We start from the raw sequence: 23,264 nt of genomic DNA, 5'->3' as shown, positions 1-23,264 counted from the left end.
AGACACTTCCATGAACTTACGTCGTCAACTGCTGGCCAGCGCTGCACTGGCCCTGATTTCAACCCTGGGCATCGCCCAGACTTACCCCGACCGCGAGCTGTCCGGCATCATCCAGTGGGGCGCGGGCGGCGCCACTGACGTGGTGGCGCGCTCGCTGGTGCCGCTGGCCGAAGAAGCCCTGGGCAAAAAAATTGTGTTGCAGAACAAGGCCGGCGGCGTGGGTGCCATTGCCACCAACTTTGTCAACCAGCAGGCCTCTGACGGCTACACTCTGCTGATCGGTGCCGAGAATCCACAGATTCACCCCATCCTTGGCATCAGCGACCTGGACTACTCCAAGTTTTACCCGGTCAACATCATTGGCCGTGGCAACGTGTATGTGGTCACCACGGTTGACAAGCCCTGGAAGACGTTCAAGGACCTGCTGAACGATGTGCAGGCCAATCCCGGCAAGATCAAGCAGGGCCACACCGGCACCGGTGGCTTGCCCTTCACCGTGAGTTCCATGATCTCCACCGTGGCCAAGTTCCCGACCACCGCTGTGCCATTTGCCGGCGACGGCCCCGGCGTCACGGCTTTGCTGGGCGGCCACGTTGACTTCATGTTTGTCGGCGTGGGCGCTGCAGCCGAGCACATCAAGGCCGGCCGTCTCAAAGCCCTGGCCACCATCGGTGCCGAGCCGTTTGAGGGCGTGCCGCCCATCACCAACGACTTGCCCGGCATCGCCAAATACTTTCCCTGGGGTCCGTTCTATGGCGTGTTTGTGAAAAAAGACGTGCCTGAAGCGGCCAAGGCCAAGCTGACCGCCGCCTTCAAGAAAGCCGCCAGCGACCCCAAATTCATGGCTTTCATGAAAGACCGCGGCAATGTGACGATGAACATCTCGGGTGCCGAGGCTGAGGCATTCCTGAAGAAATGGCAATCCGTCACCGCCTGGACCTACCAGGAAGTCGGTGTCGCCAAGGTTGATCCGGCTTCGTTGGGCATTGCCAAGCCGTAAGGGTGTGAATCCGGGCTGGCCTCGTGTCGGCCCGGTCCTCACCAAGTAAGTACAACAGGAGACACCATGCACACAAGCCGTCGCCGACTCCCCGGGGAGCTGGTTTTTTCGATCGTGCTGATCGCGTTCAGCCTTTTCATGCTGTGGCAGGCCTACAGCATCTCGAAATTCGAGTCGTTTACTTCCGCCGGCGCTTTTCCGATGTTTGCAGCGGCTGTGATGTTGCTCTCCGGCCTGATTGCGGCAGCTGAAACCGTTCGCATGGCGCCCTTGCCAGGTGTCGAGGGCGAGTCGATCTGGCGGCAATTTGTGCGCCAGATCACCCCTGGCGTGCTGGTGCAGTTTGTCATCGCGATTGCCAGCTACATGTTTATCCTGGAACGCGCTGGTTTTGTGCTTTCATCGTATGTATTTTTGGTGGTTTCCATGTGGCTGCTGGGCAGCCGCAAATGGGTGCTTAACCTGTGGGTCAGTGCCCTGAGTCTGGCCGTGGTGTACCTGATTTTCCAAACCATTTTTTCTGTTGTGTTGCCGTCGGGTACCCTGCTGCAGGGGTTGATCAAATGAATGAAGCACTGGGTTACTTTTTCATGTCCTGGGTCGACCCCAGGCTGCTGGGTCTGATTGCAGCCGGCACCTTTGCCGGTATTTACATCGGCGCCATTCCGGGGCTGTCGGTCACCATGGCGGTGTCGATCCTGATTTCGTTCACCTTCAAGTGGGACATCAATTCGGCGCTGGCGGTGATTGCCGGCATTTATCTGGGCGGTGTCTATGGTGGATCGCGCAGCGCCATTCTGCTCAACATACCCGGTGCGCCCTCGGCCATTGCCACCGGGCTCGACGGCTATCCGCTGGCCAAACGCGGCGAGGCCGGGGCGGCCATTGGATTGACCACCGTGATGTCGGTCTTTGGCGGCTTTGTCGGCATCCTGGCTCTGGCCATTGCCGCACCTGCTGTGGCCACCCTGGCGCTCAAATTCGCGCCGCGGGATTATTTGATGCTGGCCATCTGGGGCATTTTGCTGGTGGGCAGTTTGTCGGGTGGTTCGCTCGCCAAAGGCATCTTTGCGGGTGCGTTTGGGGTGTTGATTGGCTCGGTGGGACTGGACCCGATGACGGCCGAGCCCCGTTTTACTTTTGGCAGCCTGCAACTCACTGCTGGTATTTCGTACGTGGCCGCCATGATCGGCTTTTTTGGTGTGGCCGAAGTGCTGGTGCAGTTGCACGAAATGCACCTGAAAGCGGTCAAACAAAACGTGAGCAAAATTATTCCCCCTTGGCATCTGGTCAAAAAGTATTTGCCACTGGCCACCCGCACCTCCGGCATTGGCGTGGTGGTGGGGGCCTTGCCGGGTGCCGGTGGCGACATTGCTGCGCTGATGGCGTACGACCACGCCAAGCGCACCGTCAAAAACCCTTCCAGCCCTTTTGGCGAAGGTGCATACGAAGGCCTGGTGGCGCCCGAATCGGCCAACAACGCCGCTGTGCCGGGCGCATACATTCCGATGATGACGCTCGGCATCCCGGGCGACGCGGTGACCGCCGTGATCATCGGCGCCATGTACATCCACGGCCTCAAGCCCGGCCCCATGCTGATGATTGAAACGCCGCACCTGTTCTGGTTCCAGGTCGGTGCACTGACGCTGGCCAACTGTTTCCTGCTGGTGTTTGGCCTGACCGGCATCAAGATCTTTGCCAAGATTGTGGAAACCCCCAAACCGCTGCTGCTGCCGCTCATCCTGATGCTGTCGGCCGTCGGTGCCTACGCCATCAACAACAACCCGGCGGATGTGTACTGGATGCTGGGTTTTGGCGTGGTGGGCTACATCTTCAAAATGTATGGCTTCCAGGTGGGTCCCATCATTCTGGGCATGATTCTGGGGCCGTTGATGGACTCGTCCTACCGCCAGGCCATGATCTCGGCCGAGGGCAATGTGGGGCAGTTTGCCGGTGAATTTTTCACCTCACCGCTGTCGGCCATCATTTTGGCCGCGTTGACATTCACCATCGTCAGTCAAACCGCCTGGTGGCAGCGTCTGCGGGGTCGGGTATCGGCATAATGGCTGTGATTCATCATTGAGGAACACCACCATGACGGCAGCCAACCTGTTCACTCCCAGCCCAGACCGCGAGCAAATCGTCGAAGGCGACAACCCGCTGGGTCTGGAAGGCCTCGAGTTCATCGAGTACGCCACCGCCAAGCCGCAGGCACTGGGTCAGGTGCTGGAGACCATGGGCTTCAAGCCGGTGGCCAGGCATCGCTCGCGCGAGGTGCTGCTGTACCGCCAGGGCGGTATCAACGTCATTGTCAACGCCCACGCCAAGGGCTCACCGCTGGGCGACATGCCGATTATTTCCGCCATTGCCCTGCGCGTGCGTGACGCGGCCGCCGCCTACCGACGCGCGCTGGAGCGGGGCGCCTGGGGCGTGCCGACCCATGTCGAGGTGATGGAGCTCAACATTCCGGCCATCCACGGCGTCGGCACCAGCCGCATTTATTTTGTCGACCGGCACAAGCAGTTCTCGATTTACGACGTCGATTTCACGCCCATTCCCGGCGTCGACCAGCACCCGCCGGCCACTGCCGGACTGCACTTTTTTGGCATCGTGCAGTACATCGGCAATGACCGCTCCGAAGACTGGACCGAGTTTTACCGTGAACTGTTGGGCTTTGCGCCACTGCCTGTCGAGCAGCGCTTCGGCATCCTGCCCAAGGGCCGTATTTTGCGCAGCCCATGCCCACCGGAGTCGCGCTTTTACATTCAACTGATCGAGCCCGAAGCGGGCGTGCTGGATGTGGAGGACGACGAAGGCCTGCACCGCATTGGCCTGGGCAGCGCCGACGTGCTGGCGGCCGTGGCCGAACTGAGCCGGCGCGGTGTCGAGTTTGTGTCGTCGCCCAGCGTGCAGACCAGCGAGCGCGGGGCTTTGAGCAAAACCTGGCTCGGCAGTGTCAGCTTCGAGATTGTTCACGACCAGCGCGGCTGACCGTCATGAACAGCGCCAACATGAACGATTTCAGCATGGACTGCCGCGCGCTGGCGGGTTCATTGACTGACAAACTGCACGCTGTGCGTGAGGCCGGGTTTTCACAGATCACGCTCTGCGCCCAGGACCTGGTGAACCACCCGGACGGGCTCAATGCCGCCGTCGCCAGCGTGCAAGCCAGCGGCCTGTGCGTGTCCGCTTTTCAGGCCGATTGCGATTTTGAAGGCCAAAGCGGCCCGCTGCATACTTTCAAGCTCGACCTGGCCCAGGCCATGCTCGGGCTGTGTCAGGCGCTGGACTGCCCGCTGCTGGTGTTGCCGTCGTCGCGTCTGGCACCCGCCACCGACACGGGCAGCACCCTGGTGCGTGGCCTGCGCCAGTTGGCCATGCTGGCCATTCCCCTGAACATCAAAATTGCCTACCAGGGCTGGACCGGTGCTGCCGTGGTGCAAACTTATCTGCAGGCCTGGGATCTGGTGTGTGAGACCGACATGCCCAACCTGGGTTTGAGCCTGGACAGTCAGGAGGTGTTGGCTGCCAACTTGCCGCAGGACGATCTGCTGGCTGACCTGGAAATGCTCGACGCCGACAGGCTGTTCTTGGTGCAATTGACCGACCTGTTGGCGCAAGCCAGGCTGCCCGCCCAGCCTCTGCGCGTACTCCCCGGCGATGGCACGCATCGCGAGGCACTGGCCGCGCTGGTCACCAGTTTGCACGGCCTGGGTTACCGGGGCAGCTACAACCTGGCCGCTTTCAATGGCGATTACGCGGCCATGCCGCCACACCATGTGGCGCAGCGTGCCAGGGGCTCAGCCTTGTGGCTGGGCCAGGACGTATTGCAACGCTCGGTACCCCTGCCCAACCAGATCCGCTTGCGCCGTACGCTGACCGTTTAACTTTGGGTTTTGATGAGCAGTCTGTTCGAGAGCTTTGTATCGACCCCGGAGGTTTCCGAGGCACTGGGTGACCGCGCCGTCATAGAGGCCATGTTGCGCTTCGAGGCTGCGCTGGTGCGGGCACAAGCCAGTGCCGGTTTGCTGCCGCAAGACGCAGCCCAGTCGATCATTGGCACCTGCAAGGTCGAGTTGTTTGATGTCCCCAAACTGGTGCGCGAAAGTCGCCGCACCCTTTGCATGGTGACGCCGCTGGTGGCCAGCCTGCGTGAAACGGTGGCCTTGTTCAACCCGGACGCGGCGGCCTGGGTGCATTTTGGCTGTAGCGATCAGGAGCTGCTGGATACCGCCCTGGCGCTGGTCATGCGCGATGTGCTCAAACGTATTGAAACGGACCTTGGCAAAACCGTTGAGGCGCTGCTGGCACTGGCGGTGCGCCATGAAAGCGATGCGATGCTGGCGCGCAGCCCGTTGCAGGCGGCCACCATCACCAGCTTTGGCCTGACCTGCAGCCAATGGGCGGTACCCCTGGTGCGCAGCCAGCAACAGCTGCAATCTGCCACCGACCAGGCCTTGCGCCTGCATCTGGGTCACGCCGTAATCACGCTGGCCGACATGCAGGGCAAAGGCCTTCAGGTGATGTCCTTGATGGCCACCGAGCTGCAACTCAAGGCGCCGCACTTTGCCGGCGATAGCGCGCACGACCAAACCGTGGCACTGGCCTGTGCTCTGGGGCTGTTGGTGGGCAACCTGGGCAGAATCGCGTTTGAGATCGCCCAGATGGCACAGTTCGAGTTTGGCGAGCTGACGCAGGGTAACGTCGCGCCGGCCGAAGTACCTGGTGCCAAGCCGGTGTCACCCGTCGCCAGCAGCCTGCTGTGCATGGTGGCGCAAGTGGCCGAGCAACGGGTGCCACATCAGGTGTCCGCGTTGTTGAGCACCTTGTCATCGCAACATGGCAATGCGTTGGGCAACTGGCAGACCCAACTGGTGCAATGGCCCGCCTTGCTGTCGGCCAGCCAAAGCATCAGCCACGCTGTGGCCCAACTGGTGGCTGGTTTGCGCGCCGAGCCCCAGCGCATGCGAGCCAACCTGGAGGCGGTGCGCGCCAGCCTTTCTGCCAAAGAAGCCAAAGTGCGGTTTTCCCCGGAACTGCTGCATCAGGCAACCGAGTTGACCCGCAGCCAGGTCAAGGCCTTGCGTGATCCGCTGTGATCCCCATCCTGGCCATCACCGGCCCCATCTACATGGCGATTGCGCTGGGGTATATGACCACCCGCGGCGGCTTGTTCGCGCGGGCCGATATGCGCGTGTTTGGCCAGTTTGTCATCAAGCTGGCCTTGCCTGCCATGTTGTTCAACGCCTTGTCACAGCGCCAGATCGGCGAGATTCTGAATGCCAGCTATGTGCTGGCTTATCTGGCGGGCACGCTGGCGCTGATTGGCCTGGGCCTGCTGTGGGGCAAGCGAAAGGGACTTGGCGCGACTGACAGCGTGGTGGCTGTCATGGGCATGACCTGCTCCAACAGCGGCTTTGTCGGTTACCCCATTTTGCTGCTGCTGGTAGCCCCGGTCGCTGCCGTGGCGCTGGCGCTCAACATGCTGATTGAAAATCTGCTGGTGATCCCGCTGCTGCTGGCGCTGGCCGAGCGCAGTCGCGGCGATGCAGGCCATTGGACGGTGGTGGTGGGCCAGTCGTTGAAGCGGCTGGCCGTCAATCCGCTCATCATCGGGCTGGCGGCCGGGGTGCTGGTGTCGGTGATGCGCTGGCAGTTGCCGGAGCCGGTGCTGCGCGCCGTCAACCTGTTTGCCTTGTCCAGTGCCGGGCTGTCGCTGTTTGTGATTGGCGGCACGCTGGTTGGCCTGCCCCTGGCTGGCATGGGTCAGCAGATCATGCCGATTGCGTTTGGCAAACTGGTGCTGCATCCGCTGGCTGTTCTTGCGGCGGTCATGGCTTTGCCGCTGCTGGGCCTGGCCGCGCTGGAGCCTTCTTTGCGCTTGGCCGCCGTGCTGCTGGCCGCCATGCCGATGATGGGCATCTACCCGATCCTGGCGCAAAGCTACGGCAAGGAAGATTTGGGTGCCGCTGCGCTGCTGGTGACCACCATTGCGTCGTTTTTCAGCCTGAGCGGCTTGATCTGGCTGCTGGGCTAAGTGCGTCAGGCCTGGTTTTTTCACCCCAGATTTTGTCAGTGGATCATGCTGGCTTGCCAGCTCCGTGCAGGAGCTGCACATGGATAATCCATGGCACGATGAACCTGAACCTCGATTTTCTAAGCCTGCCCTTGCTCGGCGCTTCTGCGCTGATTTTTATCAGCGTGCTGGTGGGCGTGTTCTCGAAAAAGGTCGGGTTTTCGTTTTTGCTGGTTTTTCTGGTGACCGGGATTCTGGCCGGTATCGATGGGCCGGGCGGGTTGGAGTTCAACGACTACCGCCTCAGCTTCTGGGTTGGCAATATTGCGCTCGTCATCATCTTGCTTGATGGCGGTCTGCGCACCGATTACCCGAGATTTCGCACCGGCCTGAAGCCGGCCCTGGTGCTCGCATCGCTGGGCGTGCTGCTGACGGCAGGCTTCACTGCCGTCGCCGCGGTCTACCTGCTCAAGCTGAGCTGGACCAATGCCCTGTTGCTGGGCGCCATCGTCGGTTCGACCGACGCGGCGGCTGTTTTTTCTCTGCTCAAGACCTCTGGCGTGCAATTGAGCGAACGGGTTGCCACCACGCTGGAGATCGAGTCGGGCATGAATGATCCGATGGCGGTTTATCTGACGCTTACCCAGATCGGTCTGGCGTCAGTTGCAGCCACTGGCGCCGCCGCTGATCTGACGTTCAGTGTCATCGCCTGGTCGCTGCTCAAGCAGTTTGTCTGGGGCGCGTTGCTCGGCATGGGGATTGGACGGGTTTTTGCCCTGGGCCTGCCCCGCATTTACCAACTGGAGGCTTCCGGTGCCATCATTGCCCTGCTGCTGGCCATGGCGGGCCTGGCGACCTTCGCCTTTGCCACCTGGATTGGCGGCTCGGGCTTTCTGGCCGTTTACCTGCTGGGTATCGTCTTGAACCGAAGGGCACCGGACATCGTTCAATCGGCGCTGTCCGCGCTCGACGGCTACGCCTGGTTGTCCCAGGCGCTGATGTTTGTGCTGCTGGGTTTGCTGGTGACGCCCTCGGAAATCGAAGGCTTCGTGTGGCCGGCGCTGGGCGTGGCCGCCGTGCTGATGTTCATCGCCCGGCCGCTGGCGGTTGCCTTGTGCCTGGCCCCCTTGCGCTTTAGCCCGAAGGAAATCGCCTACATCGCCTGGGTCGGCCTGCGCGGGGCGGTGCCGATTGTGCTGGCGATCTTTCCCTTCATGGCCGACTTGCCCGAGGCACGGATCATCTTCAACGTGGCTTTTGTGGTGGTACTCGCTTCGCTGCTGTTGCAGGGCAGCACGATCGGCTGGCTGGCCCACAGGATGGGCGTGGCGCTGCCCGATCAAGACGATACGTCTGCGGTGCGGGCCGTGTTTGGCGACTTCACGCTCCAGGCCAACACCAGGGTGGCAGATATTTGCGATTTTTACGGTCTGCCAGCACCGCATGATGCTGAACTGAGTGTCGATGCCTGGCTCACCCAGGCCATCAAACGGCCGTTGGTGGTGGGTGACCACATGGCGCTCGGCAGTGCTGAATTGAGTGTGCGCACGATGTCAGAGGGTGTTGTCAAAAGCGTTGGTCTGAAGCTGCCAATGCCAACCGAGCAGGTCAATTGAAGTTACCCGCCAAAACCAAACGTCGGTGGCTCGGGTCAGGTCAAGCCGAGTTGGCTCTGCACGGCATTGAAAATGAGTTTGAGTGACACCGCGAACAAACTGATCTGGACGATCCGGTAAAACCAGACTTCAGCAATGCGCCGCGTCAGATAGGCGCCGCACACCGTTCCGATCAGGGCAAACGGAATCAGCACGGCAGCGCTCCAAAGGGTCTCGCCCGAATAGGGCCGCAAATTTTGATAAGGGAGAATTTTGGCGGCGTTGATCACGGCAAAGACGATGGTGGCAGTCCCGGCGAATTCTGTTTTAGGCAATTTTTGCGGCAGCATGTACACCTGAAAGGGTGGGGCGCCGGCGTGCGAAATAAAGCTGGTAAAGCCTGCCAGGCTGCCCCAGAACCAGCCTTTGACGGCATTTGCGGGTTGTGCCGGCGCATTGCCTTGTTTGCGCAGCCACACATTCAGGCAAAACGCCAGGCCCACAACACCAATCATGAAGGTGATGGCTATCTCCGAAACGATGGACGCCGTCAGCCATCCGACCAGCACACCGACGACGCCTGCCGGGATCAGGATGCGGAGGTTGGCAGCACTGTAGTCACGCCGGTACAGCCAGATGCCAACGACGTCGGAAATGACGAAAATGGGGAGCAACAAAACGGCAGCTTTCACCGGAGACATCACCAAAGACAAAACCGGAACCGCCAACATGCCCACAGCTGGCAGGCCGCCCTTGGAAAGACCAACGAGCAGGGCCGCGCAGCCCGCCAGCCAGAAATACAGGTCCGGATTCATCGGCCAGTTTCCAGAAAATTCAATTCGGTCAAATTCTTGATGAGGTGAATTTGTTGCAAGACGTCCGGACTCAAGGCATCAGGGTGAATCAGCGCATAGACCTGCATGCCGGCCGCCAGACCCGCCAGTATTCCAGGCAGGCTGTCCTCGACCACGGCACAGTATTGCGGCGCCACGCCCATGACCCTGGCAGCATGCAAAAACAGGCCCGGATCGGGCTTGTAGCTCCCCACTTCGTAGGCGCTGAACAGGCGGTCTGGAAAATACTTTAACAAACCCGTCAAACCCAGCGTCAGTTCAACTTTTTCCCGCGGTCCGTTGGTCGCCACGCAAAACGGGATCGTCAGCCTTTCCAGCAACTCGAATGCGCCAGGGATGATCGCCAGACCTTCATTGAAGCGCTCGGCCTGCGCAGTGCGGACACTACGCGCGAAATCCACCTCAAAACCATCCGGCTTGTGCTGCAGTTGCGCGCCAATCCAGGCAATGCAATCGGCCATGCGCACACCGCGAAACTGCTGGTGGGCCTGTTCACGCGTGAAGTCAAGACCCAGTGCAAGGGCATGGGCGTGCAACACGTCCATGCCCGGCACTTCGCTGTCGACCAGTGTGCCGTCGCAGTCAAAAATGACGGCCTGAATGTTGTTTTTCACAATTTGAATTCGGCAATGCTGATCTGGACTTTTTGCCATCGACAGCTACTTTCCAAACCCGAACAGCCGGCGCGGTGTGTCATACCCAATGGCCTGGCGGTCGGCAGCATCGGGCACCAGCTGCGCAAACAGCGCCAGCAGCGGGCCGTAGTCGATGCGCGCCGGTGCCCTTAGAAACGGCCAGTCCGAGCCCCACACCAGCGCTTGCGGTGTGTAGGCTTCGAGCAGCGCCTGCACATAGGGCCACGCATCCGGGTAAGGATAAGGCTGGGCAGAACATTTGACCAGGCTGGACAGCTTGACGCAGGCACGCCCGGTCTCTGCCAGCGACAGCAAGGCTGCAAAGCCGGCCTGGCCCACACCCGCCTTCGGGTCAGGGCGGCCGCAGTGGTCGAACAGCAGTTGGGCGCCGCTGTCTTGCAGCAGAGGTTTCAAGGCCACCAGTTCATCGGCCTGCACCTGCACCTGCGCCCACAGGCCCAGATCGCGCATGTGCTGCAGCAGTGGCCCGGTGTCGCGGTAAAAATCCACACCGAGCAAGGCCGCGTTCATGGCCACGCCCACCACACCGGCGGCCTGCAGGTCCTGCAACTCGTCACGGCTGGCGTCATTGCGCACCACGGCCACGCCCTGGTAGCGGCCCTTGCCCTGGGCCAGCGCGTCCAGCAGACAGCGGTTGTCCATGCCGTAGCCCGAGTTGGGCCCGACGATCAGCGCATGCGACACGCCGTGGGCATCGAGCACCTGTCCGAGCTGGGCCGCCGTGCCGGTTTCACCACCGGCGGGGCGATACCAGGTGTCTGGCGCATAGGGAAAGCGGTCCGGGTCAAAGATGTGGACGTGGCAGTCGATCATGGGTGTGTGCAGGGAGGTCATGGGCGTTGAAAATCAGGCAGGTTCCGGGCCGGTTCGTGTCGCGGCAAAACGCTGTTCCATCTCGCGTCGCATTTGCTTGCGCAGTTCAGCCGCAGTGTGACGGCGCAGTTCGTCAGCCGTGGTGGGTTGCAGCGGGGTCACATGAGCCGGTTTTTTGTCGTCATCGACCGCGACCATCGTGAAGAAACAGCTGTTGACGTGGCGCACCACGCGGTTCTGGATATTTTCGGCAATCACCTTGATGCCGATTTCCATTGACGAAGAACCCGTGTGGTTCACCGACGACAAAAACGTGACCAGCTCGCCGACATGGATCGGCTGGCGAAACATCACCTGGTCGACACTGAGCGTGACCACATAGCGCCCGGCGTAGCGGCTGGCGCAGGCAAAGGCCACCTGGTCCAGCAGTTTCAAAATGGTGCCGCCATGCACGTTGCCGGAAAAATTGGCGGTGTCGGGGGTCATCAGCACCGTCATCGACAGTTGGTGAATCGGCAAATCCATGGGCATCAGCTCCGGTTACAGGCGCAGCGCGAGCGCCAGGGGAATAAAAAACAGCGCCGACGCATTGCCGATGATGACAATGCTGGCCACCTTGTCGGGTTCCTGCTGGTAGCGTTCGGCCAATATAAAGCCGGACACGGCCGGCGGCAGCGCGCCAAACACAAACAGCATATTTTGCTCAAGCAGGTTCAGGTTAGCCATCAGGCCAAACCCCCAAGCCACCAGCATGCCCGTGATCGGCGTCACGCAGGCACCCACCACCCCGATGCGCCAGGCACCCAGGTGGGCAGTGGACAAACGTACCCCGAGAGAAAAAATCATCAAGCCAATTGAAATGTCCCCCATCAGCTTGATGGCCACCATCAGCGGCTGCCACACCGTCAAACCGCTCAGGCTGAAGAAAATCCCGGCACCAGCGGCCGCCAGCAATGGTTCGCGCCAGAGCATCGATGGCTCGAGGCGGCCACTGAGCAGCCAGATACCCACGGTGAACTGCAACAGCGTCACCACCAGCATCAGCACCACGGCGGCGCCCAGGGTCTGTTCGCCAAAGGTCAGCAGCAGCAAGGGCAGGCCCATGTTGCCGACATTGTTGAACATCGACGGTGGCACCAGCGTTTTGGGATCCAGGCCGAGCAGCCGGGCGACAACCCAGGTGAGTGCGCCAGAGCCCAGCACCACCACGGCACAGCCGAAAGCAATGGGAATGTTGTCTGCCAGATTGAAGGCTTTACCGGCCAGCGCCGAAAAAAACAGCGCCGGCAAAAACACCGAGATATTCAGGCTGTTGGCCACCTGCATGTCTGGTCGGTGCTTGCGCCCATAGGCAAAGCCGACCATCACAATGATGAAAATCGGGAAGACGATGCTGACGATGCGAAACAACATGGTGTTATTTCACCTCAAACCGTCGCGGCATGGGCGCCGCTCCTACAGCAAATCAAGCTGCCAGTTTCCAGTTCTTGGGCAATCCTGCCAATGGGGTCATGCCATAGACTGGCTCACCCGGCAGACCGGCCATCAGGGGTTCCCGGGCGGCGATGAGTTTTTCGATGTCGACGCCGGTGCGGATGCCCATGGCCTCGAACATGAAGACCAGGTCTTCGGTCACCACGTTGCCGGAGGCGCCCGGCGCATAAGGGCAGCCGCCCAGGCCACCCAGCGATGCGTCGAAGGTGCGCACCCCCACGTCATAGGCAGCCAGGCAATTGGCCAGACCCAGGCCGCGCGTGTTGTGCATGTGGGCGGCCCCGGTCTTGTCGCCAATGGCGGCGCGGACTAATGTGAACAGGCGGCGCACCTGTGCCGGGTTGGCCATGCCGGTGGTATCGGACAAACCGGCTTCGTCGACGCCGGCCGCCACGACCTGCTCGGCCATCCAGACCACGTCGTCATCGGTGACTTCACCCTGGATGGTGCAACCAAAGGCGGTGGATAAACCCGCTTCGATCTTGACACCCGGCGCGATCTCGTCGCGCAGGCGCACGATGGCGCGCACTTCTTCGACCATGTCCTTGCGGCTCTTGCGCACATTGGCCAGGGAGTGTGCTTCGCTGGCCGAGCACGGAATGGTGAGCTTGTGCACGCCCGATTGCAACGCCGCTTCGGCGCCGCGCAAATTGGGCACCAGCGCCATCACCGTCACGCCCGGGTATTGCAAGGCGTGTTTGACCACCTCGGCGGCATCGGCCATTTGCGGCAGCAGTTTGGCGGGCACGAAGGAGCAGACCTCGATTTCGCGCAGGCCAGCGGCCACCAGCGCGTCGATCCAGCGGAATTTGTCTGCGGTGGGCATGGTGGCCTTGACCGACTGCAGGCCGTCGCGCGGACCGACTTCAGAGATCAGGACATCTGGGGTGGTGGCTGTGGTCATAGTTTTGCTTTCAATACGTTTAACGAATGTATCTCGTCACTGCGAGCGAAGCGCGGCAGTCCATGGGCTCATGGATTGCTTCACTTTGTTTGCAATGACGAGTCTAGCTTTGCGCCACGGCACGCAGTTCTTCGGGTGTGGTGCTGGGGTAGCCAAAAAATTCCAGGTAGGCGGGAATCTGCTCAAACAGCATGTCCGAGCCAATCTGGATGCGGCAACCGCGCGCTTGCGCGGCTTTCAAAAAAGCGGTCATGTCGGTCTTCATGACCACTTCACCGACAAAAGTGGCGGGGTCAACCCGTGACATGTCCACCGGCAGCGGGTCGCCGTCGTTCATGCCCATCGGTGTGGCGTTGACCAGCAGTTCGTAACCTGCCGGGTCTTTGCTGCCGGTGCGCACCGTCATGTTTGGGTAATGCTGCAGCAGGCGCTGGGCCAGGCCGGCTGCGGCCTCAATGTTCATATCGAACAAGTCCATCTCCAGCACGCCGGCGGCGGCCAGCGAGGCGGCAATGGCGCAACCCACACCACCGGCGCCCACCACCAGGGTGCGGCGGCCTTTGGGGTCGAAACCCTTGCGTTTGAGGCCGCGCACAAAGCCTTCGCCGTCAAACATGTCGCCCTGCAAGCGGCCATCAGGCAGGCGGCGCACCGCGTTGCACGAGCCGGCAATGGCCGCCGTGGGCAAGACCTCGTCGAGCAGGCCCACGGTGGTCACCTTGTGCGGCATGGTGATGAGGGCACCGCGGATGTTGGCCAGCTTGAAGATGGCGCGCAAAAAGTCGGGGTAGTCGGTCGCCTGGCAGCCCATGGGCACCACGATGGCGTTGATGCCGGAGGCTTCAAACCACGGGTTGTAGATTTTCGGAGCCTTGAAAGCGAAGGTCGGAAAACCGATGTGCGCAATGATTTCTGTATTGCCGTCGATCTTCATTTTTTTGCAACCTTTGCAGCTGACACGCCCGCGCGCAAGGCCAGCAGGTAACTGTCCACGCCAAAGCCGCAAATCTGGCCCATGACGATTTCGCCAAAGACTGATTTGTGGCGGAATTCCTCGCGCGCATGGATGTTGGACATGTGCATCTCCACGATCGGGCAGGTCAGGATGGCCAGCGCGTCGCGAATGCCATAGGAGTAATGCGTCCAGGCGCCGGCATTGATCAGCACGGCATCGACACCGTCCTGGTAAGCCTGGTGGATGCGCTCGCACATCTCGCCTTCGCAATTGGTCTGGTAGGCCTCGACCTCGACACCCAACTCCATGCCCAGTGCGGTCAACGAGGCATTGATTTCATCGAGCGTGATGGTGCCATACTGCTTGGGGTCGCGCTTGCCAAACATGTTGTGGTTGATGCCGTGCAGCATGAGAACTCGCATGAAATCTCCTGTGAATTTGCAAAAAAATGAAGATATGGGTGACCAGCGCCCCTAGGGACGCTGGTCACAACACGCTTACTTGCGCATCTTGGCCAATTCGGCCTGGACTTCGGTGACGGTCTCCTCGCCCACGTTGGCGCTGAACTGGGCAATCACCGGCTTCATCTTGTCGCGCAGCTTGGCCACTTCAGTCGGTGCAAATTCCGACACGGTCATGCCACCCTTCTTCAGTAGCTCCAGGTTGACTGCCACGGCGGCTCGCGCCTGCTCGCGCTGGTATTTGGTCGCCTCGTCGGCCGAGTCGTCCAGAATCTTGCGCTCGGCAGGACTCAAGGCGTCCCAGACCTTCTTGCTGAAGATCACCGACTGCGGGTTGTACTGGTGGTTGGTCATTGTCATGAATTTCTGGACTTCCCAGAACTTGCTGGTGGCAATCACCGACACCGGGTTTTCCTGACCGTCAATGGCTTTTTGCTCAAGCGCGCTGTACACCTCGGGGAAGGGCAGCGGTGTCGGGTTGGCACCCAGCGCCTTGACCCAGGCCACGTTGATCGGGTTCGGGATCACGCGCAGTTTCAGGCCTTCGATATCTTCCACCTTGACCAAGGGGCGCTTGCTGTTGGTGATCTCGCGGTAGCCGAGTTCCCAATAGGCCAGACCGACCAGACCCTTGGCTTCGAGTTTCTGGTGCAGCTTCTTGCCCACCGGGCCGTCCACCAGCGCGTCAGACTCTTTGTTGTTGGCGAACAAAAACGGGAAATCAAAAATCGCCAGTTCCTTGGCCACACTGGCCAGAATGCCGGTGTTCATCACAGCCATTTCCAGCGTGCCGCCCTGAATGGCCGAAATGTTGGCCTGGTCACTGCCGAGAATGCCGCCGACGAACATCTTGACCTGCATCTTGCCACCGGACTTGGCAGCCACCAGTTCAGAGAACTTTTTCATGCCGGCCACGGAAGGGTGCTCGCCGGCGCCGTTGGTGGCGAATTTGAAGGTGCGCTCCTTGATGTCCTGAGCCGAAGCCATGCCAAAAGCGGCCAGGGCCACGGCGGCGACGAGTGATTTCAGTACGAGTCGTTTCATTTGTCTCTCCATCTACAGTGCAATCGGGACGCCGTTAAAAGGGTTGAAGCGGTGGCGTGCCCAGTGCCGCAGCAGCCCGGAAAAATCATTTATAAAAGAAGTCCAGCGGAACCAGCACGAGGGCCGGGAAGAACACCAGCAGGAACAGGACAATGATGTCGGCGATCAGGAACGGCATCACGCCACGCGCCACCTGGTCCATTTTCATTTTGCCGACACCGGCCACGACGTTGAGCACGGTGCCCACTGGCGGTGTCACCAGGCCAATCACGCCGACCAGCACAAACAGCACGCCAAAGTACACCGGGTCGATGCCTGCGGCCCTGACCACCGGCACCATCACCGGCGCCAGAATCAGGATCGTGGGGGTCAGGTCCATCACCATGCCGACCAGCAGCAGCACCAGCATCAAAATGCAGAGCAAGGTGGTCGGGCTTTGCATGAACGGCTCCAGGATGACGATGAGTTGCCCCGGCAGGTCGGCCACGGCAATCAACCAGGCACTGACTGCTGCCGCCGCCACCATGAACATGATGATCGAGGTGGTTTTGGCCGAAGCCGCAAACACCTCGTACAACTGCTTCGGGCTCAGTTCGCGGTACACCACGGTGGCCACAAAGAAGGCATAGACCGCCGCCACCACGGCGGCTTCGGTCGGTGTGAAGACACCAAACTTCAGACCGACCAAGACAATGAGCGGTAACACCAGCGCCCAGGTGGATTCACGAAAGGCCTTGACCAAGGTGGCACGGGTCGCTTTGGGGGGGGTCACCACGGCCTCGGCGCGTGCTGTGAGCCACCAGGCAATCGCGCAGGCAATGCCCATCATGAGGCCGGGCACGATACCCGCCAGAAACAGCTTGCCGATGGACACGTTGGCAGTCACACCGAAGATCACGAACGGGATCGACGGGGGAATGATCGGCGCAATGATGCCGGCCGAGGCAATCAGACCGCCCGAGCGCGCCTTCTGGTGGCCGGCGCGCACCATCATGGGCAGCAACAAGGCGGTCAGCGCGGCGGTATCCGCCACCGCCGAGCCCGACAGTGAGGCCATCAGACAGGCGGCGATGATGGTCACGTAACCCAAGCCCCCGCGCACATGGCCGACCAGCGCAATCGCCAGGTCCACAATGCGCCGCGACAAGCCGCCGACGTTCATGATTTCACCGGCCAGCATAAAGAATGGCACCGCCAGCAAGGGGAAGCTGTTGGCGCCTTCCAGCACGTTTTGCGCCAGAATTTGCGCGTCAAAATTGCCCAGATGCACCATCAGGGCAACACCGGAAAGCAACAGCGAATAAGCAATCGGAATACCGAGCGCAACCGCGCCGATCAAGGCGGCTAGAAAAATGGCAATGGTCATGGATGGCTCCGTATTAGTGGGTGGTGGCCGACTTGCCAGCCTGTTGTTCAGCGGCACGGGCATCGGCTTCAAACTGCTCCAGCTCGGCGGCGTGGTGCGCTTTGCGGATCTGCACCGGAGTAAGTTGGCCGCGCAGCGTGAACCACAGGTCGCTGATCTGCATGAGCCCGGTGGAGACAGCAAACACCACGCCGGTGCTGTAGACCCAGGCCATGGAGTATTCGGTGACGGGGGCCTGGACCTCCCAATTGATCCTGGTTTGCGCCAGGCTGCCAGAGAAAATCAGCCAGGTCACCCACAGCATCAGCAATTGACCGACCACCACGGCCACTTTTTGCAGTTTGGGTGGTAGCAACTCGACCACCATGTCGCTGCCCATGTGGGCCTGCTCATGCACCGCAACGCTGGCTCCCAGGAAGATCAGCCACAGGAACAACCACCGGGACAACTCTTCGGACACCGAAATGCCGGAGTTGAAGGCGTAGCGCATCACCACGTTGCCAAACACCATCAGCACCATCAGCACCAGGCAGATGACGATGATCATGGTCAGCAACTGGCAGTAGCGCCCAATCAATTTTTGAACCATATTTGTCTCCAGAACATTCGGATGTGTTAATGTACTAACTGGTTAGTTTTTGATAATTAGGGTTTACCCTAATTTACGCAAAAAAATCCAGCTCACCGGGCGATAAATTGAATGTGCTCAGGCGAGCATGAAGCGCAACACCATGTCGATGATGTTTTTTCGGCGCACGGCAATGGCTTTGGGAGATGCTGGATCGTGATTGAAAATCAGGCCAAAGGTATGCTGATTGGACACATTGAAAAATGTCAATGCCGAGATGGAGGCATGAATATCGACCGGGTCGAGTCCGGTACGAAACACCCCGGACGCCACACCCCGGTCGTACAACTCCTGGATGGCTGCAATGGCCGGTACATTGAGATCCTGGATGCTTTTGCTTTGCGACAGGTAGGCGCCGCGCTGCATGTTTTCTGACATCACCAGGCGGATGAAGTTCTCGTTGTCATGGTGGTGGTCGAAAGTGAAGCCCACCAGCTTTTGCAGCGCTTCCACGGGCGGTAAATCGGTCAGATGCAAGCCAGATTCGATGCTTCGCATGCGTCGGTACATGTCCTCCAGAACCGCCCGGTACAAACCTTCCTTGCTGATGAAGTAGTAGTAAATCATGCGCTTGCTGGTTTTTGTGGCTGCGGCAATCTCGTCGATGCGCGCACCGTCCAGCCCTTTTTTGGCGAACTCGACCGTGGCTACTTCCAGAATCCCCGCCATGGTGCGCTCCGGGTCGTTGGTCCGGGTGAGTGCTCGCGCCGTTACTTTGGCGTTGGTCGTTTTGGTTTTCTGTGTTTTCTTGGGCGATAAATGTACGACTTGGTTCATCCGCAAAGTATAGGACAGTACGTTGCATCAGCGCCAGCTGAGTCCTTGCTGTAAGGCCTCAAATCTGTCTTGCAGCAGACGGGTGTTGGGCGTGCATATATGGCCAAGCGTTGAGAAAAATCAGTTGTGATTGTTTTGTTTACGTCCAGGCGGGGGTTTCCCCCCTTGAACAGCAGCGCGCATGTTGTTAGATTGAGCGTTATCAAAGCTATGTCGTTGCGTTCATAAGTATTTCACCCGAGGAGACTTTTCATGCCTTCATCCCCCTCCAAACTGTCACGGCGCACCCTGTTTGCCGGCGCAGGTACCGCGGGTGCGCTTGCCGCCGCGGTGAGCGTTTTACCGGCAATTCAAGCGGTTCCTGAAGCCGCTGCGCTACCCCGGCCCAAGCCTGAAAAGGGCGGCGGCTACGTGCTCAGCGAGCACGTCAAGCAGTATTACAAGACCACGCGCGTTTAATTTTTCGGAGACTCCCATGTTGTTAACCAAGAAATCTGGTGCCCCAGGTGCTGCGCGTGCGCCCTTTGTTCACAGTTTGCGCCGTGGCCTGAGCCAAGCCCTGCCCACCATGGACCGACGAGCTTTTTTGCGCCGATCGGGTTTGGGAGTCGGTGCCGGGCTGGCGGCTTCGCAACTGACGCTGGTCAAAAAAGCCGGTGCCGCCACCGGCAAGGTGGCGGTGGGGGAAGGCAAGATCGAGATCAAGCGCACGGTTTGCACCCACTGCTCGGTGGGCTGCGCGGTGGATGCGGTGGTTGAAAACGGTGTCTGGGTGCGCCAGGAACCGGTGTTTGATTCGCCCATCAACCTCGGCGCGCACTGCGCCAAGGGCGCCGCCCTGCGCGAGCACGGTCATGGCGAGTTCCGCCTGCGCTACCCCATGAAACTGGTCAACGGCAAGTACCAGCGCATCAGCTGGGACGCGGCCTTGAGCGAGATCAGCGCCAGAATGCTGGAGCTCAAAAAAGCCAGCGGCCCGGACAGCGTTTATTTTGTCGGATCAAGCAAACACAACAACGAGCAGGCCTACCTGTTGCGCAAGTTTGTCAGCTTCTGGGGCACCAACAACTGCGACCACCAGGCGCGCATTTGCCACAGCACCACGGTGGCTGGCGTTGCCAACACCTGGGGTTACGGCGCCATGACCAATTCGTACAACGACATGCAAAACAGCAAGTGCGCCTTGTACATCGGATCCAACGCGGCCGAGGCGCATCCGGTCAGCATGCTGCACATGCTGCACGCCAAGGAAACCGGCACCAAGATGATTGTGGTCGACCCACGTTTTACCCGCACGGCGGCCAAGGCCGACGAATACGTGCGCATCCGCTCGGGCTCCGACATCGCCTTTTTGTTTGGCGTGCTGTACCACGTGTTCAACAATGGCTGGGAAGACAAGCAGTACATCTTTGATCGCGTCTATGGCATGGAGAAAGTGCGCGAAGAGGTGATGACCCAGTGGACGCCCGACAAGGTTGAAGAGGTGTGCGGCGTCAAGGAGGATCAGGTGCTGCGCGTGGCCAAAATGATGGCCGAGAACCGCCCCAGCACACTGGTTTGGTGCATGGGCCAAACCCAGCACACCATCGGCAACGCCATGGTGCGCGCCTCGTGCATCTTGCAGCTGGCGCTGGGCAACGTCGGCAAGAGCGGTGGCGGCACCAACATCTTTCGTGGTCACGACAATGTGCAGGGTGCCACCGACGTCGGCCCGAATCCTGACTCGCTGCCCGGCTACTACGGCATTGTTGAAGGCTCCTGGAAGCACTTTGCCAAGGTCTGGGGCGTGGACTATGAGTGGATCAAAAAGCAGTTCGCCACGCCGGCCATGATGAGCAAGCCCGGCATCACGGTGTCGCGCTGGATCGACGGCGTGCTCGAGAAAAACGAGCTCATCGACCAGGACAGCAACCTGCGCGGTGTCTTCTACTGGGGTCATGCGCCCAACTCTCAAACCCGTGGCCTGGAAATGAAACGCGCCATGGACAAGCTCGACTTGCTGGTGGTGGTCGACCCCTATCCATCCGCCACGGCAGCCATGGCCGCCATGCCCGGCCAGCCCGAAGACCTCAACCCGAACCGTGCCGTGTACCTGTTGCCGGCGGCCACCCAGTTCGAGACCAGTGGCTCGGTGACGGCGTCGAACCGCTCCCTTCAGTGGCGTGAAAAAGTGATCGAGCCGCTGTGGGAAAGCCGATCGGACCACATGATCATGCAACAGTTCGCCGACAGGCTGGGCTTTGGCAAGGAGCTGTCGGTCAACTACAAGATGCAAAAGGTCAACGGCATGGACGAGCCGGCACCGGAAGACATCCTGCGCGAAATCAACAAGTCCACCTGGACCATCGGCTACACCGGCCAGAGCCCGGAGCGTCTGAAAGCGCACATGCGCAACATGCACTTGTTTGATGTGAAAACGCTGCGTGCCAAAGGCGGCAAGGACAAGGAAACAGGCTACGACTTCACCGGCGATTATTTTGGTTTGCCCTGGCCCTGTTATGGCACCCCCGAACTCAAGCACCCGGGCTCGCCCAACCTGTACGACACCTCCAAACACGTGATGGACGGCGGCGGCAACTTCCGCGCCAACTTTGGCGTGGAAAAAGACGGCGTCAACCTGCTGGCCGAAGACGGCTCGCACTCGCTGGGCGCCGACATCACCACCGGTTACCCCGAGTTCGACCATGTGCTGCTCAAGAAGCTTGGCTGGTGGGACGATTTGACCGACGCTGAAAAAACCGCCGCCGAGGGCAAGAACTGGAAGACCGACCTGTCTGGCGGCATTCAGCGCGTGGTGCTCAAGGTGCACGGCTGCCACGTGTTCGGCAACGCCAAGGCGCGTGCCGTGGTCTGGAACTTCCCCGACGCCATTCCCAAGCACCGCGAACCGCTGTATGGCATTCGCCCCGATCTGGTGGCCAAGTACCCGACGCACGACGACAAGAAAGCCTTCTGGCGCCTGCCCACGCTGTACAAGACGGTGCAGGACAAAAACATCGTGGACAAGGTGCACGAGAAGTTCCCGTTCATCATGACCTCGGGGCGCCTGACCGAATACGAGGGCGGTGGCGAAGAAACCCGCTCCAACCCCTGGCTGGCCGAGTTGCAGCAGGAGATGTTCATCGAGATCAACCCCAAGGTGGCGGCCGACAAGGGCATTCGCAACGGCGAGCGGGCCTGGGTGTCGACCCCCACCGGCGCACGCCTCAACGTGCAGGCGCTGGTGACCGAGCGTGTCGGGCCCGATACCGTGTTCATGCCCTTCCACTTCTCCGGGCGTTGGCAGGGTGCCGACATGCTGGCCCATTACCCGGCTGGTGCGGCGCCCATTGTGCGCGGCGAGGCCATCAACACCGCCACCACTTATGGTTATGACAGCGTGACCATGATGCAGGAAACCAAGACCACGGTCTGCAACGTCGAGAAAGCATAAGGAGAACAACATGGCCCGTATGAAATTTATCTGCGACGCAGAGCGCTGTATTGAATGCAACGGTTGCGTGACCGCGTGCAAGAACGAGCACGAAGTGCCCTGGGGCGTGAACCGCCGCCGGGTGGTCACCCTCAACGACGGTGTGCCCGGAGAAAAATCGATCTCGGTGGCGTGTATGCATTGCAGCGACGCACCCTGCATGGCGGTGTGCCCGGTCAACTGCTTCTATCGCACCGACGAGGGTGTGGTGTTACACGACAAGGACGTGTGTATTGGGTGCGGCTACTGCTCTTATGCCTGCCCGTTTGGCGCGCCGCAGTTTCCCAGCCAAGGCACGTTTGGTGTGCGCGGCAAGATGGACAAGTGCACTTTCTGCGCCGGCGGCCCGGAGGCCAACGGCAGCCAGGCCGAGTTCGAGAAATATGGCCGCAACCGTCTCGCCGAGGGCAAACTGCCGGCCTGCGCCGAAATGTGCTCGACCAAGGCGCTGATCGGCGGCGATGGCGATGTGGTGGCCGATATCTTCCGCAACCGCGTGTTGCGCCGTGGCAAGGGCGCCGAGGTCTGGGGCTGGGGCACTGCTTACGGGTCCAAACAGGCGGGCCAACCCGGCGTGGCCGCACCGGAAGGAGCAAAGTCATGAAAAAGCTCATTTTTGCTGTCGTCCTGGCGGCCGGTTTGAGTGCCTGTGGCGACAAGCCACAAGAGCTTGAGACCAGTAAAAAAGACAGCGCAGCTTTCACCGGCACCGGCAAGCCGTTTGCCAATCAAGACTGGAAGCAGGGCGACAAGGCCAGTTGGGAGTCACATCTCAAAGCGCGCAATCAGTACGGCCAGAACGACTACACCCGCATGAATTGAGCAGGAGGCCGAACATGATCAAAGCCTTTTCAGTCGTTGCCACACTGGCCCTGTGTTGGGGTGGTGCCGTGGCGCAAACCGCACCGGCAACCGTTGCAGCACCACCAGCTGCGCCCGCTGCCGCCATGCCTGGCATCCAGAGCCAGAACATCCTGGACGTCAAGCCCGATGCCAGCGAGGAACCCGGCTACGCCAGCCAGACCAACGGCGAGCGCGCCCGCGTGCAGCCCGGCAACAACGCGCCCATGTGGCGCCAGGTGAACTCGGGCGTGGCCGGCTACAGCAGTTTGCCAGTGATGCAGGCGCCTGAAGCCGGGGTGCTGATCCAGCCCTTCGTGCAATACCCCGGCTCACGCCTGACCAATGCCGGCGAAGCCTGGCGCCAGGTGCGCAACAACTGGCTGATT

24 protein-coding genes and 1 pseudogene are annotated in these 23,264 nt (G+C 60.5%); 13 read left to right on the top strand and 12 right to left on the bottom strand.

What is annotated here, in order from left to right:
- The first annotated feature begins 10 nt into the window (after window positions 1-10).
- The 8 genes from NDI87_RS04225 to NDI87_RS04190 all read left to right on the top strand — a co-directional run bounded on the left by NDI87_RS04225 (window position 11) and on the right by NDI87_RS04190 (window position 8,632).
- Window positions 11-1,000, top strand: a complete 990-nt coding sequence (locus tag NDI87_RS04225) for a tripartite tricarboxylate transporter substrate binding protein (RefSeq protein WP_296273553.1) — start codon at window positions 11-13, stop codon at window positions 998-1,000.
- A 66-nt stretch (window positions 1,001-1,066) separates the two neighbouring features.
- Window positions 1,067-1,567: a tripartite tricarboxylate transporter TctB family protein gene (locus NDI87_RS04220; RefSeq protein ID WP_296273552.1), complete on the top strand. Its 501-nt coding sequence runs from the start codon at window positions 1,067-1,069 to the stop codon at window positions 1,565-1,567.
- Window positions 1,564-3,063 (top strand): tripartite tricarboxylate transporter permease, encoded by a 1,500-nt coding sequence (locus NDI87_RS04215; RefSeq protein ID WP_296273551.1) that lies wholly within the window; start codon window positions 1,564-1,566, stop codon window positions 3,061-3,063. The genes NDI87_RS04220 and NDI87_RS04215 overlap by 4 nt, the downstream gene beginning before the upstream one ends.
- 31 nt (window positions 3,064-3,094) lie before the next feature.
- Window positions 3,095-3,991, top strand: coding sequence for a VOC family protein (locus tag NDI87_RS04210; RefSeq protein WP_296273550.1), 897 nt, complete (start codon window positions 3,095-3,097; stop codon window positions 3,989-3,991).
- 5 nt (window positions 3,992-3,996) lie between these two features.
- On the top strand, window positions 3,997-4,887 hold the full coding sequence (locus NDI87_RS04205; protein ID WP_296273549.1) for a TIM barrel protein: 891 nt from the start codon (window positions 3,997-3,999) through the stop codon (window positions 4,885-4,887).
- Between the two features lie 12 nt (window positions 4,888-4,899).
- Window positions 4,900-6,099 (top strand): lyase family protein, encoded by a 1,200-nt coding sequence (locus NDI87_RS04200; protein WP_296273548.1) that lies wholly within the window; start codon window positions 4,900-4,902, stop codon window positions 6,097-6,099.
- Window positions 6,096-7,037: an AEC family transporter gene (locus NDI87_RS04195; protein ID WP_296273547.1), complete on the top strand. Its 942-nt coding sequence runs from the start codon at window positions 6,096-6,098 to the stop codon at window positions 7,035-7,037. Before NDI87_RS04200 ends, NDI87_RS04195 begins: the two co-directional genes overlap by 4 nt.
- 98 nt (window positions 7,038-7,135) lie before the next feature.
- On the top strand, window positions 7,136-8,632 hold the full coding sequence (locus NDI87_RS04190; protein ID WP_296273546.1) for a potassium/proton antiporter: 1,497 nt from the start codon (window positions 7,136-7,138) through the stop codon (window positions 8,630-8,632).
- A gap of 35 nt (window positions 8,633-8,667) precedes the next feature.
- Here the strand turns inward: NDI87_RS04190 and NDI87_RS04185 are convergent, their stop codons facing one another.
- The 12 genes from NDI87_RS04185 to NDI87_RS04130 all read right to left on the bottom strand — a co-directional run bounded on the left by NDI87_RS04185 (window position 8,668) and on the right by NDI87_RS04130 (window position 18,563).
- Entirely contained in the window at window positions 8,668-9,426 is a 759-nt protein-coding gene (locus NDI87_RS04185) for a sulfite exporter TauE/SafE family protein (protein ID WP_296273545.1), read from the bottom strand.
- Window positions 9,423-10,079 (bottom strand): HAD-IA family hydrolase, encoded by a 657-nt coding sequence (locus tag NDI87_RS04180; protein ID WP_296273544.1) that lies wholly within the window; start codon window positions 10,077-10,079, stop codon window positions 9,423-9,425. Before NDI87_RS04180 ends, NDI87_RS04185 begins: the two co-directional genes overlap by 4 nt.
- Before the next feature lie 45 nt (window positions 10,080-10,124).
- Complete coding sequence (locus NDI87_RS04175; RefSeq protein WP_296273543.1) at window positions 10,125-10,955, bottom strand: amidohydrolase family protein; 831 nt, start codon at window positions 10,953-10,955, stop codon at window positions 10,125-10,127.
- A gap of 12 nt (window positions 10,956-10,967) precedes the next feature.
- Window positions 10,968-11,459: an acyl-CoA thioesterase gene (locus NDI87_RS04170; RefSeq protein ID WP_296273542.1), complete on the bottom strand. Its 492-nt coding sequence runs from the start codon at window positions 11,457-11,459 to the stop codon at window positions 10,968-10,970.
- 15 nt (window positions 11,460-11,474) lie between these two features.
- Complete coding sequence (locus NDI87_RS04165) at window positions 11,475-12,347, bottom strand: AEC family transporter (RefSeq protein WP_296273541.1); 873 nt, start codon at window positions 12,345-12,347, stop codon at window positions 11,475-11,477.
- A 52-nt stretch (window positions 12,348-12,399) separates the two neighbouring features.
- Window positions 12,400-13,332: a hydroxymethylglutaryl-CoA lyase gene (locus NDI87_RS04160; protein ID WP_296273540.1), complete on the bottom strand. Its 933-nt coding sequence runs from the start codon at window positions 13,330-13,332 to the stop codon at window positions 12,400-12,402.
- A 103-nt stretch (window positions 13,333-13,435) separates the two neighbouring features.
- Window positions 13,436-14,266 carry a shikimate dehydrogenase gene (locus NDI87_RS04155; RefSeq protein WP_296273539.1) on the bottom strand — a complete coding sequence of 277 codons (831 nt, stop codon included), beginning with the start codon at window positions 14,264-14,266 and terminating at the stop codon, window positions 13,436-13,438.
- On the bottom strand, window positions 14,263-14,709 hold the full coding sequence (aroQ, locus tag NDI87_RS04150; RefSeq protein ID WP_296273538.1) for a type II 3-dehydroquinate dehydratase: 447 nt from the start codon (window positions 14,707-14,709) through the stop codon (window positions 14,263-14,265). The genes NDI87_RS04155 and aroQ overlap by 4 nt, the downstream gene beginning before the upstream one ends.
- Before the next feature lie 75 nt (window positions 14,710-14,784).
- Window positions 14,785-15,792 carry a TRAP transporter substrate-binding protein gene (locus tag NDI87_RS04145; RefSeq protein ID WP_296273537.1) on the bottom strand — a complete coding sequence of 336 codons (1,008 nt, stop codon included), beginning with the start codon at window positions 15,790-15,792 and terminating at the stop codon, window positions 14,785-14,787.
- 85 nt (window positions 15,793-15,877) lie between these two features.
- Window positions 15,878-17,158: a TRAP transporter large permease subunit gene (locus NDI87_RS04140; protein WP_296273536.1), complete on the bottom strand. Its 1,281-nt coding sequence runs from the start codon at window positions 17,156-17,158 to the stop codon at window positions 15,878-15,880.
- A 13-nt stretch (window positions 17,159-17,171) separates the two neighbouring features.
- Window positions 17,172-17,747 carry a TRAP transporter small permease gene (locus NDI87_RS04135; protein WP_296273535.1) on the bottom strand — a complete coding sequence of 192 codons (576 nt, stop codon included), beginning with the start codon at window positions 17,745-17,747 and terminating at the stop codon, window positions 17,172-17,174.
- A gap of 117 nt (window positions 17,748-17,864) precedes the next feature.
- Complete coding sequence (locus tag NDI87_RS04130; protein ID WP_296273534.1) at window positions 17,865-18,563, bottom strand: TetR/AcrR family transcriptional regulator; 699 nt, start codon at window positions 18,561-18,563, stop codon at window positions 17,865-17,867.
- Between the two features lie 252 nt (window positions 18,564-18,815).
- Between NDI87_RS04130 and NDI87_RS04125 the strand changes: the two genes are divergently transcribed.
- The 5 genes and pseudogenes from NDI87_RS04125 to NDI87_RS04105 all read left to right on the top strand — a co-directional run.
- Window positions 18,816-19,022 carry a formate dehydrogenase gene (locus NDI87_RS04125; RefSeq protein ID WP_296273533.1) on the top strand — a complete coding sequence of 69 codons (207 nt, stop codon included), beginning with the start codon at window positions 18,816-18,818 and terminating at the stop codon, window positions 19,020-19,022.
- A gap of 16 nt (window positions 19,023-19,038) precedes the next feature.
- Window positions 19,039-21,996 (top strand): formate dehydrogenase subunit alpha, encoded by a 2,958-nt coding sequence (locus NDI87_RS04120; protein ID WP_296273532.1) that lies wholly within the window; start codon window positions 19,039-19,041, stop codon window positions 21,994-21,996.
- A gap of 10 nt (window positions 21,997-22,006) precedes the next feature.
- Window positions 22,007-22,639, top strand: coding sequence for a formate dehydrogenase FDH3 subunit beta (gene fdh3B, locus NDI87_RS04115; protein ID WP_296273531.1), 633 nt, complete (start codon window positions 22,007-22,009; stop codon window positions 22,637-22,639).
- Entirely contained in the window at window positions 22,636-22,857 is a 222-nt protein-coding gene (locus NDI87_RS04110; protein WP_296273530.1) for a membrane lipoprotein lipid attachment site-containing protein, read from the top strand. The genes fdh3B and NDI87_RS04110 overlap by 4 nt, the downstream gene beginning before the upstream one ends.
- A gap of 14 nt (window positions 22,858-22,871) precedes the next feature.
- Window positions 22,872-23,264 (top strand): annotated as a pseudogene (locus NDI87_RS04105) (formate dehydrogenase subunit gamma); the annotation flags it as partial.

Origin of the sequence: Rhodoferax sp. (genome assembly GCF_023701345.1) — a bacterium.
GTDB lineage: Bacteria > Pseudomonadota > Gammaproteobacteria > Burkholderiales > Burkholderiaceae_C > Rhodoferax.
This window is presented reverse-complemented; position numbering and strand designations above follow the sequence as displayed.